This window comes from Streptomyces sp. WM6372, assembly GCF_001279655.1.
GTDB lineage: Bacteria > Actinomycetota > Actinomycetes > Streptomycetales > Streptomycetaceae > Streptomyces.
In genome coordinates this window covers 1-16,919 of record NZ_LGDB01000237.1, presented here as the reverse complement: position 1 = coordinate 16,919, position 16,919 = coordinate 1, and the positions used below count along the sequence as shown (strand labels likewise).

Here is a 16,919-nt window from a genome sequence, read left to right as displayed (position 1 = left end):
TGACGGGCACAGATGCCCGGCTCCTTGGGAAGACGACCGCGCTCACCGGACCGTCGAGGACAGGGACCACGGCTGCGGTGTCAGTCCGCTGAAGTATCCTTCCGGCCACCGCACACCGACTGGGAGGACCAAGAGAATTGACTGGCCTGTCTGCTTTCCCGCTGCCCTTTCACGCATCCCGTTCCATATCGTTCGCGACACCCCGAACTCTGCGGGAACTTCAGATGATGCAGTGCAGCTCACACATTCGGGCGAAGCCCGGGTGGTTCGACAAGATGAACGATGCTGACGTCGTCGCCAGGTGGACGCAGGAAGCGGTCGCCCAGGGTCTCACCGAAGCGCAGGTTCGCTACGTGCTTGCCGAACTCGTGCATTACGCCGCGCTGCGGGACGGACGTACCGGCGTCGAGGTGTCCGCCGTCGACGGGGTGTGGCAGTCGGACACGCTGGTCGACGACAAGCTCAGATCCCGGCTGCGCGAGGCAGTTCGGGTTCTGGAGCAGGTCCCCGAAGCAGAATGGGACTGGCATCCCGGATCCGGCGGCCAGGTACTGGATCTGGTTCATCCCTCGCTGTTCTGCCTGGTGAGAGAGGTGAGCGGCGCGCCCGAGCGGGCTTGGCAGAATCCGACGGACCGCTATTCGAGGTACGAATTCTCGGAGAAGTTCCAGTGGCTGCCCACGGACGTCGAGGTCAGTGACGCCGGCGATGTCGCGTTCCGTTCGTACGTCAACAACGTCCACCCCGAGATTCACCGCGAACTGGCCGCCGTCCTGCCTGACTTGTTCGCCTGCTTCCGCCCGCTGCTGGAGAACGTACTCACCGATCTGCGCCATCCACGCCCCCTGCGGATCGAGGCCGACCCTTACGGTTGGTACGACTCGGAGCCGGAGTATCCGGACAAGGCCTCCTACGGTGATGAGGAGGCATATGCGGAAGCCCGTCGTGCGTGGGAAGTGGCCCAGGACGACTGGTGGGAGAACCGCAGCCCGGTCATCCCGGACGCTCCTGCCTTCACCCCGCCCGAGTTGCCCGATGACTCCGCCCGAGTCGACCTGTGCGGCCGTGGTCTCCAGGTCATCGTCAAGCTCGCCACCATTCATCTCACCCCGGACAAGCCCGAGTACCCCGGCGGTTCCTGGCACGTCGAGGGGATGGTGAACGAGCGGATCGTCTCCACCGCCATCTACTACTGGGACAGCGAGAACATCACCGAAAGCCGGCTGAGTTTCCGCGCCGCACTCGACGACCCGAACTACGAACAGAACGACGACAACGGGCTGCGTGAGGTCTACGGTCTGGAGAACGAGGACGCACTGAACCAGATGCTGGGATCGACATCGACCCCGGCGGGCCGCTGTCTGGCGTTCCCGAACATCCTGCAACACCGCGTCGACTCATTCCGCCTCACGGATCCCACCCGCCCGGGACATCGCAAAATTCTCGCGTTCTTCCTGGTCGACCCGTCGGAAAAGATCGTCTCGACATCCGATGTGCCACCGCAGCAACCATGGTCCGACACCTCGACCATGACGCTCGAAGAGGCGAAGACCTACCGCGAACAACTCATGCAGGAACGCAAGTTCTTCGTCGACGAGCACAACGAGCAGCTCTACGAACGGGAATTCTCCCTCTGCGAGCACTGAAACCGATGTCTTGGACCCGCCGGAGCAGTCACCAGGCGTTCAAGCCAAGGGTTGTCCCGTAAACGAACTCTGGGTCGCCGGGCGATACCGAGCACGGCCTGGTGGACGCCCTCGCCTTCGAGGCGGCAGCCACGAAAGATCGGGGCAGGTACAGCCCCGCAGCTGTCCGTGGTGTTCCCCTCGCCTCGCTGCCGTCCAGGCCGGCAGCGAACCGGGGTGGCACGAAGATGGGCAATTCCGGGGATTCTCATGGGGGTTCCGCCCCCGTCCGTTCACCTCCCGGCGAACTCCGCGTCGTCTCGGACGATGAGGTTGGCTGCCATGGACCTTCCCGATTTCGGTATCCCCCAGAAGCTCGCCTCCCGGATGAGCATGGCCGAGCAGCACGACTACCTGCGTGCGAAGTTCACCCGGCGCGGCGCGCTGCGCGCGGGTGCGGTGACCGCGGCGGTCGCCGGTGCCGGTGCCGGCCTGAGCGTCGGCGCGGCCTCGCCCGCGTACGCGGCTCCGGCCGTGCTGACCTCCACCGAGCGGCGCAGTGTCGACGGTGCGCTGGCCGCACCGTTCGCACGGCACTTGCAGTACGGCGCCGATCCCAAGACGCAGATGCGGGTGTCCTGGCAGGTGCCGTTCGCGGTGAAGAAGCCGTACCTGCGCGTGGGCACCAGCCCCTGGGCGCTGAGCGTGAAGATCGACGCCGAGGTCCGGCACCTGAGCACGCCGGTCCTGAACGGCGGCAAGATCGCCGCCGCCGAGCAGTTCTACCTGCACGTGGGCCTGGACCGGCTCAGGCCCGGTCAGACCTACTACTACGGGGTCGGGCACGACGGCTTCGATCCTGCCGACCACCGCAACCTGGGTACGCTCGGCACCTTCACCACCGCCCCCTCGCGCGCCGAGAACTTCACCTTCACCGCCTTCGGCGACCAAGGCGTGAGCTACCACGCGCTCGGCAACGACGCGGTGCTGCTGGCCCAGAACCCGGCCTTCCACCTGCACGCGGGCGACATCTGCTACGCCGACTCCTCCGGTTCCGGCACCGCCGGCGACACCTACGACGCGCGTGCCTGGGACCAGTTCCTGGCCCAGACGGAGACGGTGGCCAAGACCGTGCCGTGGATGGTGACGACCGGCAACCACGACATGGAGGCCTGGTACTCGCCCCAGGGCTACGGCGGCCAGAACGCCCGCTGGTCCCTGCCCGACAACGGCCCCGACCCGGTCAACCAGCCCGGCGTGTACTCGTTCGTCCACGGCAACGTCGGGGTCATCGCGCTCGACGCGAACGACGTCTCGTACGAGATCCCCGCCAACTTCGGCATCAGCGGCGGAAAGCAGACCGCGTGGCTGGACCGGCGGCTGGGCGAGCTGCGCCACCGCCACGACGTGGACTTCATCGTGGTGTTCTTCCACCACTGCGCGTTCTCCACCACCAGCGCGCACGCCTCGGAGGGCGGGGTGCGCGACGTGTGGGTGCCGCTGTTCGAGAAGCACCAGGTGGACCTTGTCATCAACGGCCACAACCACGTGTACGAACGGACCGACGCGATCAAGGGCGACAAGGTCGGCCGGAAGGTCCCCATCGGCGAGCGCACCGACCCCACGCAAGACGGCATCGTGTACGTCACGGCCGGCGCGGCGGGGCGCTCGCTGTACAGCTTCCCGGTGCCGGACTCGTACGAGGGCCACGTCGCGGACCGCGACAGCGTCGAGTCCTACCGGTGGGTCAAGGGCGGTTCGAAAGCGACCGAGACGGTCGAGTGGTCGCGGGTGCGGTACACCAACTACTCCTTCCTCGCGGTCGAGGTCGAGACGGGCCGCTCTCCGAAGCTGAAGGTCAGCGCACTGGCCGAGACGGGCCAGCGGATCGACCACTTCGAGATCCAGAGGGGACGCGGCCGCTAGGGGCTTTCGCGGCGGACCCCTGTCCGCGTGGAACGAAGCCCCAGGTCGGCGACCTGGGGCTTCTCGCTGATGATTTCAGGGATGTCGGCGTGAACCGGTGAACCGGTGAACCGGTGAACCCGTGAACCGTCAGCCGCGCTGTCCTTCGCGGGCGAGGGCGGGTACGAAGCGGGCAGCGTCCAGCGTGCCGACGCCTGTGGCCATGTCGTAGCCGTTCACCGCCGTGTAGCCCGTGACGCCCTCGTAGCTGTTGTTCGTACCGTCATTGACGTCGACGAGGCCGGTGGAACGGTCGTGGGCGGAGCGCCCGTACAGGCAGTACAGCGCCTCGTTGATGTTCCCCAGGCGCTTGCCCGCAGCCTGGTCGGCCAGGGCCACGATCCCGGAGAACAGCGGGCTGGACTCGCTGGTGCCGCCGGAGACGTCCCAGCCGGCGGACGCCGGGTCATAGCTGCTGTAGATCCACGCGCCGCCGTCGACCGCAGCGGCCATCGAGATGTCCGGGGTGCCGCGCTGCGCGCCGACGATGCCCTTGACCCCGTTCTGGAAGGCCGGACGCTTGAACACGTGCGACTGGCCTCCGCCGCTCGCACCGTTGTCGTTGTAGACGCTCTCGGGGGCGGTCCGCTTGCCCGCGTCGTTCAGGTGCAGCTGGGTGCCGCCGATGGAGGTCACCAGCGGGTCCGAGGAGGGCCAGGAGTTGACGGGGTGGTCGTAGTAGGCGCTGCCGTCGGCGTTGTAGTCGGTCGCTCCGCCGTCGCCGGAGGAGGCGAGCACGGTGACGTGGTGGCGCGCCGCGGCCTCGAAGGCGTAGCGCAGGTTCTTGATGCTGGAGAAGTCACCCTGGTCGAAACCGGGGAAGGTGTTCTCGGTCGCACCGAAGCTCTGGGTGATCACATCACCGATGCCGCGGTCGATCAGGGACTTCTCGGCGTCCATCATCTCCGGCAGGCCGGTGGTGCCTTCGGTCTCCGCGACCGCCGTCTCCACCAGGACGATCTTCGCGTCCGGCGCCACCGCGTGCGCCATCTCCACATCGAGGGTCGTCTCGCCGGCCCAGCCCAGCATGTCGGCGTTCTTCGGGTCCCAGGCGGGGACGTTGCCCCACTTGACCACCTCCACCTTGGTGCTGGGTATCCCGAACTGCTTGCTGTAGACGTCCAGGTCGTGCTGGACGGTCGGCGAGCCGAAGGAGTCCACGATGACGATCGTGCGGCCCTTACCGGTGATTCCCTGCTTGTACAGCGGGTTCAGGTGGTAGGCCTCGCGGTACTGCAGCGGGGTGTAGCAAGCGATCTTCCACTTGGTCCGGCACTCCTCGATGGAGAGCGGGCTGCCCACGGAGCGGATCAGCTGGTGTCCCGCGACGGCCGGACGGGCCGCGGTGCGCGGGATGACCGAGGCGTGCGGCGCGGAGGCGGTCGCGGTACCGGTCAGTGGGGCGGCCGCCATCGCGGTGAGCGCGAGGCCGACGGCAGCGGCCGTGGCGGCTGCGGAACGCGGCCACGTACGACGAACTGGATGCATTGCGGACTCCCTGGGGGGGTGGCGCCGCGCAGAGCGGCTTCCGTGATCACACCCGGCAAGTCATGTGCAGGACAAGGGTATTTGACGGTTGATGCCGAACGCTTTACCTGAATGCGCAGTACGCCGCCCCCGAGGCCGCTCGCACCACCACGCCCGGGCCGCGGGCGAATGCCCGCAACAGCCGCGCACCCCGGCCGGAGCAAGTCCCGCCCCAGGTCAGCCGTGTCGGGTGCACCCGAGGCAGTCGATCACCCACCCGAAGCGTCCGCTCAGCGAACACCCAACGGCGAAATCCGGACCCGCTTCGGCTGATTCATGACGCGCTCCTGACAAAGATCGCGATCGCTGGCACTCTCTCCCCATCCCCGCACGGACCAGCTCCGCAACGCTCTGCCCGGCCGGCCTCATCCCAGCCGCCGGTAACCCCCCACAGGTAGAAGGAGTCAGCGTGAAGTCCACGCATCGTCGTAACACCACCGCCACTGGTGCCCTGCTCGCCGCAGCCGCCCTGCTCACCGTAGGTGTGCAGGCAGGCAGCGCCAGCGCGCAGTCCGAGCAGCCCGCGAACGCCGCTCCCCAGGGCCAGCCGGTGCGCAACCCGGGCGCGCTGCCCGCACAGCTCTCCCCGTCCCAGCGCGCCGAGCTCATAGCGAAGGCCCAGAGCACCACGGCCGTGACGGCCAAGGAACTCGGCCTCACCTCCCAGGAGAAGCTCCTCGTCCACGATGTGGTCAAGGACCAGGACGGTACCACCCACACCCGGTACGAGCGCACGTACGAGGGACTCCCGGTCCTCGGCGGCGACTTGATCGTCAGCCGTACGTCGGCCAACACGACGCAGAGCGTCAGCAAGGCATCCACCGCCCAGCTGGCGGGCGTCTCCACCTCCGCCCCGGCCGACGCTCCGGCCGCCGCCTCCGCGCAGGCCCTCGACGCCGCGAAGGCGGTCGGTTCCAAGGCCGACAAGGCCGACGCCGCCCCCCGCAAGGTCGTGTGGATGGCCAAGGGCGTGCCGACCCTCGCCTACGAGACCGTCATCGGCGGGCTGCAGGACGACGGCACCCCCAACCAGCTCCACGTCATCACCGATGCCAAGACCGGCGCCAAGCTCCACCAGTGGCAGGGCATCGAGACCGGTGTCGGCAACACCCACTACAGCGGTCAGGTCACCCTCGGCACCTCGAAGTCCGGTTCGAACTTCACGCTGAACGACGCGGGCCGCGGCGGCCACAAGACGTACAACCTGAACCGCGGTACGTCCGGCACGGGCTCGCTCTTCTCCCAGACCACCGACACCTGGGGCAACGGGGCCAACTCCAACGCCGCCACCGCGGGCGCCGACGCCGCCTACGGCGCCGGGGTCACCTGGGACTTCTACAAGAACGTCCTCGGCCGGTCCGGCATCCGCGGTGACGGCGTCGCCGCCTACTCCCGGGTCCACTACGGAAACGCGTACGTCAACGCGTTCTGGGACGACAGCTGCTTCTGCATGACGTACGGCGACGGAACGGGCAACAACGACCCGCTGACCTCGCTGGACGTCGCCGGGCACGAGATGACGCACGGCGTCACCGCCGCCACCGCCGGCCTCGAGTACAGCGACGAGTCGGGCGGCCTGAACGAGGCGACCTCCGACATCATGGGCACCTCCGTCGAGTTCTACGCCAACAACCCCAGCGCGCCGGGCAACTACCTCATCGGCGAGCAGATCGACATCAACGGCGACGGCACTCCGCTGCGCTACATGGACAAGCCGAGCAAGGACGGCGGCTCCGCTGACGCGTGGTACTCCGGCGTCGGCAGCCTCGACGTCCACTACTCCTCGGGCCCGGCCAACCACTGGTTCTACCTGGCCTCCGAGGGATCCGGCGCCAAGACGGTCAACGGGGTCAGCTACAACTCGCCGACCTCCGACGGTCTGCCCGTCACCGGCATCGGCCGGGACAAGGCGCAGCTGATCTGGTACAAGGCGCTGACCACCAAGTTCAACTCCAGCACCGACTACAAGGGCGCCCGCGACGGCACGATCGCCGCGGCGACCGAGCTGTACGGCGCCGGCAGCCCCGAGGTCAAGAACATCACCGACGCCTGGGCCGCCGTCAACGTGGGCGCCCGTTCGAACGGTGGCACGCCCACCCCGGGCAAGGTCTTCGAGAGCACCACCCGGGTCGCCATCCCGGACTCCCCCGGCCCCGCGGTCACCTCGTCGGTCAGCGTCACCGGCGTGACCGGCAACGCGCCGAGCGCCCTCAAGGTCGGCGTGAAGATCACCCACACCTACATCGGCGACCTCCAGATCGACCTCGTGGCGCCCAACGGGACGTCGTACCGCCTGCAGAGCTCCTCCTCGGACTCCGCGGCGAACCTCGACAAGACGTACACCGTCAACGCCTCGGCCGTCGCGGCCAACGGCACTTGGAAGCTGAAGGTCCAGGACAAGGGTGCCGCGGACACCGGCACCATCACGGACTTCAAGCTCACCTTCTGACCGCCTCACTGCGCATGACCTGAACCTGCAAGGGGCCTGAACCCAGGTACGCCGGCACCCCCGCCTCCGCAACACAGGAGGAGGACGGGGGTGTCGTGCTGTGCGCGGAACGCGCCATGGCTACCCGACGGCGACGCGATAGCGCTCCCAGGCTTCTCGGCTGTCAGGAGTGAACGGGTGCCGGCGCATGAACTCATGCAGTTCGGCCTCCGGCAGCCAGCCGTGCCACGCCACTTCGTCGGCCCGGGGTTTCGGGTCGACGAGTACCACGGTTTCGTGGATAGCGAGCCAGTGCGGGCTGAGGCCGCCCCGGTTCAGGAACTTCACGACGGAGCGGACCGTCGTGTCGATGCCCAACTCCTCGGCCAGTTCCCGGACCGCGGCCTCCTCGTAGGACTCTCCCGGCGCGACGGCTCCGCCGGCCATCACTTCGTAGTGTCCGGGGAATCGGGAGACCTGTCCGGACCGACGATGGACGAGGACCTGCCCCCGGCCGTCTCGGCACACCGTCACCGCGATCCGATGCAACCAGCCACGGCGGACGGCCTCGCCCCGGCCCACCACCGCCAGCACCCGGTCCCGCTGGTCAACATGTTCGACCATCTCGTCCATGGGCCCACCATCGCAGGCCCCTCTGACAGCGCCGACATCACCAGCCGCTGTCAGTCCCGGTCCTGAGCGTCCTGAGCGTCCTGAGGGACCTGAGGGACCTGAGGGACCAGCCGGTCCAGTTCCCTGCCGATCTCCGCTCGCAGTGCGTCATGCCGAGGGGCCAGGGCGGATCGCTCGTCCTGCCAGCTCTCCCGGGGATAGAGCCAGACCGGCATCCGCACCAGGTCAGCCGGTTCCCACTCGAAACGTGGCCACACATGAGCATGCAGAAACCCGTCGGTGTTGCCGAGGATCTCCAGGTTCACCCGCCGAAACGCGGGGTCAAGCCGACGGCAAGCGTGCTCCACGGCCTCACCGAGTGCGTCCATGTCGGACAGAAAGGCCAGCCGTCTCGCCTTCGGAAGGTCGGACAACCGCTCCACCTGCGGATCGTCCGCCAAGAGGACCGAATAGCCGGGCAGGAACTGAACGTCTCCGATGACCGCGAACCCTGCCGCCAACCGCCGCAGGACGGTGGGGTTCTCTCCGCGCAGGGCACTGCCGATCCGGTCCGCTCGCCAGTCACTTGTCATGGAAGAAACGTACGTGACGGCGATCAGGACGGCCTCGTCGCCGGGCCTCAAGGATGGCGGGCGCAGGCGGCCCCGCCCTCGTGCGCGGCGGGCGAGGCCGTGCGGCAGGCGCAGTATGCGGCTGAACCCGTGTCCGTGCTGCCGCCTGACCTGCCCGCCCCTCCCGTCGCAAGCGGCGCGCAGCCCGCTGATCCGGCAGGCCGTACGCGTACGGCAGGGGCCTGCGTCGATGACGGGGGCATCCGCTGCCAGAGCGCCGTCCCAGGGCGCCCGGACATGGACGCCGCCCAGCCTGCGGGGGGACCGGACTGTGCGATGTCAGAGGTAGTCGGCGGTGTTCCGCACCTCGCCGAAGCGCGGGAAAATCCGCTCTACGGCGAACTCGTGCTCGTCCGCCGCCAGTCCGGACATGGCATCGGCTACGAACGCCAGCTGGTAGCCGTGGTCGGCCGCGGCCCGTGCGGTGGATTCGACACCCATCGTGGTGACCAGCCCGGCGAGCACCACGGTGTTCACACCGAGCCCCCGCAACTGCTCGTCCATATCGGTGCCGTAGAACGCTCCGATGGTGCGCTTGACCACCACGATGTCGCCGCCCTGTACCAGCCCATCGGCGAAGTCGCTGCCCGGCGGCTGCTCGGCGACGTTCGGGCGCTCCACCCGGACCAGCACCACCGGCCGTCCGCTCGCCCGGAATGACGCAGCCAACGCGCGGCAGCGCGCGAGCACTTCGTCACCGGAGTGCGGTGCGAGCGGGAGGGCGATGATGCGCGGCATCAGGTCGATGAGGATCAATGCGGAGGTCATGGCGACGATCGTAGGACCCGTCACAGCCGGGGGCCCGCCCGAGCCGGAGCGCGGCAGTCGGCCAGGTCAAGCAGGTCGAGCAGGTCGAGCAGGTCGAGCAGTCCCACTCGTATCTCAGCGCATCCGGGTGAAGGTGGCGAAGAGGTCACCCGTGTACCAGGCGGAACCGTCGTCGCCGGTGACGATCCGCTCCCCGTCAAGGCGCAAACAAGACCACAGCAGCGACGGAAGCCATCACGCTCAGGGCAGCCGGCAGTCGTGGAACCGGTTGGAGTGGATGTTCCCGAACGACGCCGGGATCCGGGCGATGCCCTGGTTCGGGCGGATGGTCCGACTCTGGCCGCGATACTCCGTACCGCTGTATACGGTCACGCACCGGCCCCAGAGCCGGCCGTCCCGTCGCCATGTTCGGGCAGCGTTCCACACGGACGCGCCGCCGTTGAACCCGACGTACGCGGTCGTTTCCGGGTACCGCTGCATGTCCTGCGAGACAAAGCTCGCCACGCCGGTGTAGTCGGGGCCGGTCCAGCCGCACACCCAGCCGGAGGTGCAGGGTACGGACGGGGCGGGAGCGGCCTGCGCCGGCGCGGCGGAGGGGGCGAGCGTCAGGGCGACGCAGGCCGCGCAGACGGCCAGGGCGCGGACGGACACGGGGTCACCGACTCTCTCCGGGAGGCCGCAAGCCTTGAGGGTCTGCGGATGCCCTTCCATCGCACCTCCGTTCCGCCTTGATCGCACCACGTGGTCCACCCAGGACCTGTCCTGGCGATCATCCGGTAGGGCGCCTCGGTGATATTTTGACCGGAATCAGGGGAAGGGGGCGGGCTCATCCGTGGACAGTGACCTGCGGCGCGCGGTGGTCATGACGCTTGGCGAACTCGGGCGAAGCGATGACTGGCGTGACCGGGCCGATGCCGGTCACAGCCTGGCAGGGTTCGCCGAGATGCCGGAGGCCGTTGAGCCGCTGCTGGGGCTGGTGCTCGACGGTCGTGACACCTTCGTCACCCGGCGGACCGCGGAGGGCTTGCTGCGGCGAAAGGACAGGGCCGGACTCACGATAGTCGCGTCCGCACTGGCAGTCGCCAACGACAATCACGCCGATTACATCCACACCGCGATCTTCGATGTTTTCAGCATCTTCTCGGAGGACCTGGACGAGGCGCTACGGCTCTGCGAGGAGATGTCGGGCGACACCGACGATCGTGTTGCCCGCGGGGCCCGTCGGCTGTACGAAAGCCTGACAGAGATCGATCCCGTTCTCCGCCCCGCATAGCGGGGGTTCGACCGCGCAGCCGACCGCTGGACGTGGCTGGCGATCGCCGCCCACACGGTGAGGTGAGCGGTCAGGCCGCCTAGGATGCCGGGGGGCGGAGCCGTAGCGCAGAGGTCGACGCGCGCGGTCTCCAAAACTGCGAGGACGCCGGTTCGAATCCGGCCGGCTCCGCTCCGCTCCGTACCGTGACAGCCGGCTCCAGCCGCGCCGCGGCCAGGACGAGTCACGGGGCATCGAGCACGCGGTAGGCACGGCCAAGCACCCCCACGTACCTCCCGTGGCTGGGCGTCGCAGCCCGCCAGTTGAGCGGGCCACCGGCAGCCGCCCTGCGTACGCAGACGCGTCGGCCGGCAGATCGGATCCTTGAACACCGACAACCAGCGCGGGTTGTTCCCCACGCGCACTCCGTCGCCACCCGCCGGAAGAGGCCCGACGGCAGGTGGTGGCGAACCGGCCCAGATCCGCGGTGATGAAGCCCTTTCCCACCCCGTACGTGCCATCGCTGTCCGCCATCAGGCACGGGCCGACAAGTGTCAGGTGCGGGTGGGTGGTCGCCGAGAAGCGCAGGGCCCAGTGGCTGGTGAACGGGTAGAGGGCGCGTAGCGCGGGCTCGGCGTGTGCCGCCTCGATCAAGGCCTGGTACGTCTCTTGCCAGGTGTACTCCGGTTCACCGGCCTCCCGGCGACGTCGTACTCGATCCGGTCCGAGCCGCTGCGGGTGACGCCTGACGCCCGCCTTCACCGCCCGAGGGCGGGCACGCCGGGCAGAGTCAGCACCCGGGGCCGACCGGCGGAGACGAGGTCAGGGCGAGGGCAGCGATCCGCATCTGGGTCGCCCACGTCTGCTGGTCAAGCCCCAAGGTGAACTCAATGCAGCAATCGCATTGCGGGATCAGCCCCACGAACGATTGCTCCACCGCGGTCTCGACCTCCGTCTCCCACCAGCCGTCCGTCGCCAGGTCGGCGGGAGTGATTTCTCCATCGAGGAGCCTCGCCGCCATCCGGCGCAGAGCGTGGCGCCGTGCCAGGCCCCGATCCGGCAACCCGATTCCTGACTCGGCGAGTGCTTGTTCGAACGCGTCGCGAATATCGCGGGCATCCGCGTGGCGAGGCCAACCGGCGAGTTCGCACAGCGTCGGAGTGTCCAGCCCGACCGCGAGTGCCTCGGCCGCGATCATCGGCAGGTCCTCCGGCCTTATCTCATCCGCCTGATAGCGGCACGCCACCTCCCCCAGAGTCGTGAGCCCACTCCGCACAAGGGTCTCCGGTTCCGGCGTCGTGCCTTCTGTTCTCATGACTCCTACGATGTCAGCACCGTCCCGAGGCAGGCACCCAGGGCGGCCCGCTCAACACCCGCCCGCGTGTTCGCCGCCTGGCCGAGCCCCGCCAGCCGGGCTGGATTCCCACCTGTCACCACTGCCGGCCAAGAGGAGAACCGCTGCTGCACCGAGACCCGTCAGACGACGGCGCTTGCCATGGTGGTGCTTCCGGCCGGTCGCACGAGCGGAGCCGTTCCGGTCACTGCGACTCATACGCTCCCGTTTCCTTGGTGGCTCTCGTGTGCAGGGAGACGGAGTACCGGGCCGGCAGGTTCCCCGGCCGGTCGAGGGTCGCTGTCCCCAACGACCGGCCAGGAGAGGCCTGCCGCTCTCCCCACACGATGAGCAGGCACTAGTGTCGGCGTGGCGCCCCTCAGGTCCGGCGCCCGCCCCCGGGACGCGCTCCTGCCTTCCCTGCTGATGCAGAGCTCACGCCAGCCCGGCACCGTTGCCGACGCCGTGGTTCGTACGTGCTGCTCCAGGGCCTCACCGGCCCCCTCGGGGAGCTCCGAGGCGGCCCACGAGCTCCTCGACGAACACCTCCAGGTGGGGCGGGAGTTCGCCGGTCCGGGTGGCGCAGAACCAGGTGCGGGTCAGCGGCTTCGCGCCGATCTGCACCAGGGCAAGGCCGTGCGAGGTCACGTACGGGGCGGCCACCCAGTTGGGCAGAACCGTCACTCCCTGGCCGCCGGCCACCATCTCGACGACCAGGTCGGTCACCACGGGCATCGTGGTGATCCGGCCGGGCCGGGCCCCGGCGGGGATCGGCAGCGGCAACGACGGGATGCGCTTCTGGTCGTAGAAGTCGTAGAGGACCAGGTCGGCCCCGTCGAAGTCGCGGGCGGTCAGGTGCTTGCGGCCGGCCCAGGCGTGCCCGGCGGGCACCACGGCCACCATCTCGTCGTCGAAGAGCCGGGTCAGCGACACCCGGTCCATCTGCACGTCAGGTTTGGTGACGAGTGCGACGTCGACCAGGTCGGCGAGGAGCGCCGGGACCGGCGCGTCGTCGGCGACGGTCTCGATGCGCACGTCGATGTCCGGTTCCCGCTCACGGAAGGCGCGCAACACGGGCGGCAGCCACGGGAAGGTGGTGCTGCACTGCGCGGTGAAGCGGACCCTCCGGTCGCGGCCGTCGCGGATTTCCCGCAGGTCGCGGGTGGCCGAATCCAGCTCGGCGAGGACGTGCCGGGCGGCTACGAGCAGCCGGCGGCCCGCGGCGTTCGGCACCAGCCGGCGGCCCTCGCGGTCGAACAGGGGCATGCCGAGGCGGGCTTCCAGCCGGGTCAGCCGCTGGCTGAGGGCGGGCTGGCTGACGTAGAGCCGCTCGGCGGCGGCGGTCAGTGAGCCGGCTTCGGCAGTGGCGTCGAGGAGCTCCAGGTCACGCAGGTCCACATCCATAACGCTGGATTATCACATGCTCCAAATTCCGTCGTGGTGTTATGGGTTGAGGGCCCATAGCTTCGTGGTGTCAGCCGGACGAACCGATCCGGCGATCTGACGACCGCCTCCGAAAGGCACTCACCATGACCACTGCTCTCATCACCGGATCCTCCAGCGGCATCGGCCTGGACATCGCCCGGGCCTTCCTGGCGAGCGGCGCGAACGTCGTCCTGAACGGCCGGGACGCCGACCGCCTCGCCAAGGCCGCCGCCGGCCTCGGCCATCCGGAGCGGACCGCGTGGGCCGCGGGCAGCATCGCCGACCGCGAGACCGGCGAGGCCCTCGTCCGTACGGCACTGGAGCGCTTCGGCCGCATCGACGTGCTGGTCAACAACGCGGGGACCTTCGCCTCCAAGCCCTTCACCGAGGTCACGGAGGCCGAACTCGACGGCTTCCTCACGGGCAACCTCAAGGGCACCTACCTCACCACCCAGGCCGTGGTACGGGCGCTGCGCGCGCAGGGCGAGGGAGGCAGCATCGTCAACATCGGCACCGTCCTGGTGGACCACGGGCTGGCCGGCTTCCCGGCCAGCGCACCGGTGGTCAGCAAGGCCGGCGTGCACGGCCTGACCACGAGCCTGGCCGCGGAGCTGGCGGCCGACGGCATCCGCGTCAACCTCGTGGCGCCCGGCATCATCCGCACCCCGCTGCACGAGGGCTCCGACGTGGACTCCTTCGGCGGGCTCGCCCTCCTCGACCGGGTCGGCGAGTCCTCGGAGATAGCCGAGGCCGTGCTGTACCTGGCGGGCGCGGGCTTCGTCACGGGTCACGCCTTGCGCGTGGACGGCGGCCACGTCACCGGCCGGGCCGTCTGAGCCGCCACGCCTTCCGCCGGCCCCCGCGCGCAGCGCAACCTCGCGCCGCCGGGGGCCGGCGAGCCCTGCGGACAAGGCGGCCCCCGGCGGCGATTGAGGAGCGGGGGTCCGGAGGCAGAGCCCCCGGCAGCCGCGCGCACCCGATCGGCTGCTCAGGGGACCGCCACGCCATTCGGTTCCACCAGCGCCTCCTCGTCCCGCAGTGGGACCCGCCTGCGGCCTGCGCTCCGGCACAGCCGCTCGCCGGGCACGGTTGAGGAGGTGGTCGAGCGCGCTGACCAAGCCATGGTGCTGATGCCTGTACGCGCCCTATAGCTGGGCATCGCACGCTGGGCGGTGGAGGAGCCGACTCCGCGGGGACCTGGGCGGCGCCGTGCCCAGCCAAGAGAGCGGTGGCCCTCGGAGAGGAGCCGCACCACCTCGGCCGACCGTCACCGCCACCGTCTGGCCGGGCCGGGCCGGGCCGGGTGGCGCTGCGCGCAGCGCCACCCGGCACGTCTTCACCCTCGCCGTCAGGAGAAGTCGTGCGGCCGCGTCCCGGATCCCTTCGGCCTCGCCGGACGGACTGTCGGCGATCCGGACCAGTTCCTGCCATGTCAGCCCGCTTCCCGACAGGTGACCGTCCCAGTCGGCGACCTGCTGGGCGTAGCTCCGGCCTGGGTGGGCGAGCAGGAAGTCGATGCCAGCAGTGACTCCCCCGGCGACCAGCAGGCCGGCGCTGTATCCCTATCAGCACGTCATATGCGACACCCGCCACTGACACAGCCCGATGGGGGCGCTCCCGGCTGAGCGTGACCCCGACCTGGACCCGTGATCCGCTCCGAGCCGGGTCGATATCAGCCAACGTCATCGGGGCGCACGCTCCAGCACGGCGAATGCCTCGGCGTCGCCCTCGTCGGCGAACGCGCAGAGCTCGTGCACGATCCGCCGACAGCATTACGGGCCGGAGGCTCTCACGGCCGGGCGCCGAGCCATCGGCCCCAGCGACCGATCGCCAGGAGTGATCTCGTAGGCCGCCTGGACCAGATGCCGCGCAAACGCGCGGTGCTCGGCCCGCCTCAGCCGCAGAAGGCTCCCACCCAACCGGCCGTATCGCCGATCAGGCGTGACGAACCGCCGAACCAGAAGTCTGCCCACAGCCTCGGCGGATCGAGACCCTGCCCGCAACTGCTCTGTGCACGGCGCCGCTCGGGCAGGAAGAGCCGACTCCGATGACCTTCGTTCCGTGCCCGCGCTTCGCGTTTGGCGATGCAGCATATACGCACAGAGGTACGATTTGCGCCATTTCTGATGTTGCGTCACTCATGCAGACCCTTTTCCCTACTTGCGGTCTATCACTGTGAAATATGCGGTAATGCTCCCCTGTGACGACCCGTCACCATCTCTGGCGCCGAATAGGTCTGCCTCACCGGCTCGGGATGCGCCTGCGTGTCGGCACAGGTAGTGGGCCGGCGACCCAGTCCGGCAACAAGAAAGGTCCTGCTATGGCATTGGATGTCATCCGGTTGGCTCCACCCGACACGAGCCCTCAACGCGCCCTGCTCAAACGGGGAGCCTTTGCCCTGCTCCCCGCAGCGCTCCTGGCGTCGGCCGCCCTGGTCCCGAACCTCGCTCACGCCGCAGAATCCACCGTGCTGCTGGGGACCACCGCCAGCTACGGGGTTCTGGCCGGTTCGACGGTCACCAACACGAACCCCACCGTCATCAACGGCGACCTGGGGCTCTATCCGGGCACATCGGTGACCGGCTTCCCGCCCGGCATCGTCAACGGAGTGACGCGCGTAGCCCCCAACGCCGCCGCCAGTCAGGCGAAGTCCGACCTCGTCGTCGCCTACGACGACGCGGCAGGCCGGGGGCCCGGGACCATTCTCGCTTCGGACGAGATCGGCGGACTGACGCTGGGGCCCGGCGTTTACACGGCCCCGGCGTCCCCGCCGTCCCTGCAACTCACCGGGACGGTCACCCTCGACGGCCAGAACGACCCCAACTCCGTCTTCATCTTCCGGATCCCCTCGACCCTGACCACGGCTTCGTCGAGTGTCGTGGCCTTCATCAACGGAGCAAATGCCTGCAACGTGTTCTGGCAGGTGGGCAGCTCCGCCACCCTCGGCACGACCACCCAGTTCAAGGGCACCATCCTGGCCATGCAGTCCATCACGGTGAACAACAGCGCCGTGATCGAAGGCCGCGCCCTGGCACGCAACGGCGCGGTCACGATGGACAACAACACCATTACGAGGCCGAACTGCGCCGTCGGCCCTCCCGGCCCGAGCGGCCCTCCCGGCCCGACCGGTTCTCCCGGCCCGACCGGCAGCCCCGGCGCACCTGGCCCGACCGGCGCCCCCGGACCGACCGGCGCCCCGGGACCGACCGGCGCCCCTGGCCCGACCGGCGCCCCTGGCGCCCCCGGCGCCCCCGGACCGACCGGCAGCCCCGGCGCTCCCGGTGCCCCCGGTGCTCCCGGCCCGACCGGCTCCCCTGGCGCACCTGGCGCACCTGGCGCTCCCGGTGCTCCC

Annotated in this window: 14 protein-coding genes, 1 tRNA gene and 1 pseudogene; 7 read left to right on the top strand and 9 right to left on the bottom strand. The window is 69.2% G+C overall.

What is annotated here, in order from left to right; all coding sequences use genetic code 11:
- The first annotated feature begins 137 nt into the window (after positions 1-137).
- Together ADK52_RS35190 and ADK52_RS35185 are read left to right on the top strand one after the other, a co-directional pair.
- Positions 138-1,646 (top strand): DUF4246 domain-containing protein, encoded by a 1,509-nt coding sequence (locus ADK52_RS35190; protein ID WP_078988840.1) that lies wholly within the window; start codon positions 138-140, stop codon positions 1,644-1,646.
- 321 nt (positions 1,647-1,967) lie between these two features.
- Positions 1,968-3,551 (top strand): purple acid phosphatase family protein, encoded by a 1,584-nt coding sequence (locus ADK52_RS35185; protein WP_053693920.1) that lies wholly within the window; start codon positions 1,968-1,970, stop codon positions 3,549-3,551.
- Between the two features lie 129 nt (positions 3,552-3,680).
- Here ADK52_RS35185 and ADK52_RS35180 read toward each other — a convergent pair whose 3' ends face one another.
- Complete coding sequence (locus tag ADK52_RS35180) at positions 3,681-5,078, bottom strand: S53 family peptidase (protein ID WP_053693919.1); 1,398 nt, start codon at positions 5,076-5,078, stop codon at positions 3,681-3,683.
- Between the two features lie 448 nt (positions 5,079-5,526).
- Here ADK52_RS35180 and ADK52_RS35175 point away from each other — a divergent pair, with 448 nt between their 5' ends.
- Positions 5,527-7,566 (top strand): M4 family metallopeptidase, encoded by a 2,040-nt coding sequence (locus tag ADK52_RS35175; RefSeq protein WP_053693918.1) that lies wholly within the window; start codon positions 5,527-5,529, stop codon positions 7,564-7,566.
- Between the two features lie 120 nt (positions 7,567-7,686).
- Here ADK52_RS35175 and ADK52_RS35170 read toward each other — a convergent pair whose 3' ends face one another.
- The 4 genes from ADK52_RS35170 to ADK52_RS35155 all read right to left on the bottom strand — a co-directional run bounded on the left by ADK52_RS35170 (position 7,687) and on the right by ADK52_RS35155 (position 10,208).
- Positions 7,687-8,178, bottom strand: a complete 492-nt coding sequence (locus ADK52_RS35170) for an NUDIX hydrolase (RefSeq protein WP_053693917.1) — start codon at positions 8,176-8,178, stop codon at positions 7,687-7,689.
- Positions 8,179-8,228: 50 nt separating this feature from the next.
- On the bottom strand, positions 8,229-8,750 hold the full coding sequence (locus tag ADK52_RS35165) for a hypothetical protein (RefSeq protein WP_053693940.1): 522 nt from the start codon (positions 8,748-8,750) through the stop codon (positions 8,229-8,231).
- Between the two features lie 318 nt (positions 8,751-9,068).
- Positions 9,069-9,557, bottom strand: coding sequence for an isochorismatase family protein (locus tag ADK52_RS35160; protein ID WP_053693916.1), 489 nt, complete (start codon positions 9,555-9,557; stop codon positions 9,069-9,071).
- 240 nt (positions 9,558-9,797) lie between these two features.
- Entirely contained in the window at positions 9,798-10,208 is a 411-nt protein-coding gene (locus tag ADK52_RS35155) for a peptidase inhibitor family I36 protein (protein WP_159046105.1), read from the bottom strand.
- A 181-nt stretch (positions 10,209-10,389) separates the two neighbouring features.
- On the opposite strand from ADK52_RS35155, the gene ADK52_RS35150 reads away from it, so the two are divergent.
- Positions 10,390-10,830 (top strand): hypothetical protein, encoded by a 441-nt coding sequence (locus ADK52_RS35150; RefSeq protein WP_234344385.1) that lies wholly within the window; start codon positions 10,390-10,392, stop codon positions 10,828-10,830.
- A gap of 96 nt (positions 10,831-10,926) precedes the next feature.
- Positions 10,927-11,001, top strand: a tRNA-Trp gene (locus ADK52_RS35145).
- Positions 11,002-11,331: 330 nt separating this feature from the next.
- On the opposite strand, the pseudogene ADK52_RS44170 reads toward ADK52_RS35145, so the two are convergent.
- From ADK52_RS44170 to ADK52_RS35135, 3 genes and pseudogenes are all read right to left on the bottom strand, one after another.
- Positions 11,332-11,571: pseudogene (locus ADK52_RS44170) on the bottom strand (DUF6193 family natural product biosynthesis protein); the annotation flags it as partial.
- A 28-nt stretch (positions 11,572-11,599) separates the two neighbouring features.
- Entirely contained in the window at positions 11,600-12,124 is a 525-nt protein-coding gene (locus ADK52_RS35140; RefSeq protein WP_159046104.1) for a hypothetical protein, read from the bottom strand.
- A 510-nt stretch (positions 12,125-12,634) separates the two neighbouring features.
- On the bottom strand, positions 12,635-13,546 hold the full coding sequence (locus ADK52_RS35135; RefSeq protein WP_053693913.1) for a LysR family transcriptional regulator: 912 nt from the start codon (positions 13,544-13,546) through the stop codon (positions 12,635-12,637).
- Positions 13,547-13,671: 125 nt separating this feature from the next.
- Between ADK52_RS35135 and ADK52_RS35130 the strand changes: the two genes are divergently transcribed.
- A complete protein-coding gene (locus ADK52_RS35130; protein WP_053693912.1) occupies positions 13,672-14,403 on the top strand; it encodes an SDR family NAD(P)-dependent oxidoreductase in 732 nt (243 codons plus the stop codon).
- Positions 14,404-15,339: 936 nt separating this feature from the next.
- Here the strand turns inward: ADK52_RS35130 and ADK52_RS45155 are convergent.
- Positions 15,340-15,660 (bottom strand): DUF6000 family protein, encoded by a 321-nt coding sequence (locus ADK52_RS45155; protein ID WP_420714996.1) that lies wholly within the window; start codon positions 15,658-15,660, stop codon positions 15,340-15,342.
- 227 nt (positions 15,661-15,887) lie between these two features.
- Here ADK52_RS45155 and ADK52_RS35125 point away from each other — a divergent pair.
- On the top strand, positions 15,888-16,919 hold a 1,032-nt coding region (locus ADK52_RS35125; RefSeq protein WP_159046103.1), incomplete at its 3' end, for an ice-binding family protein.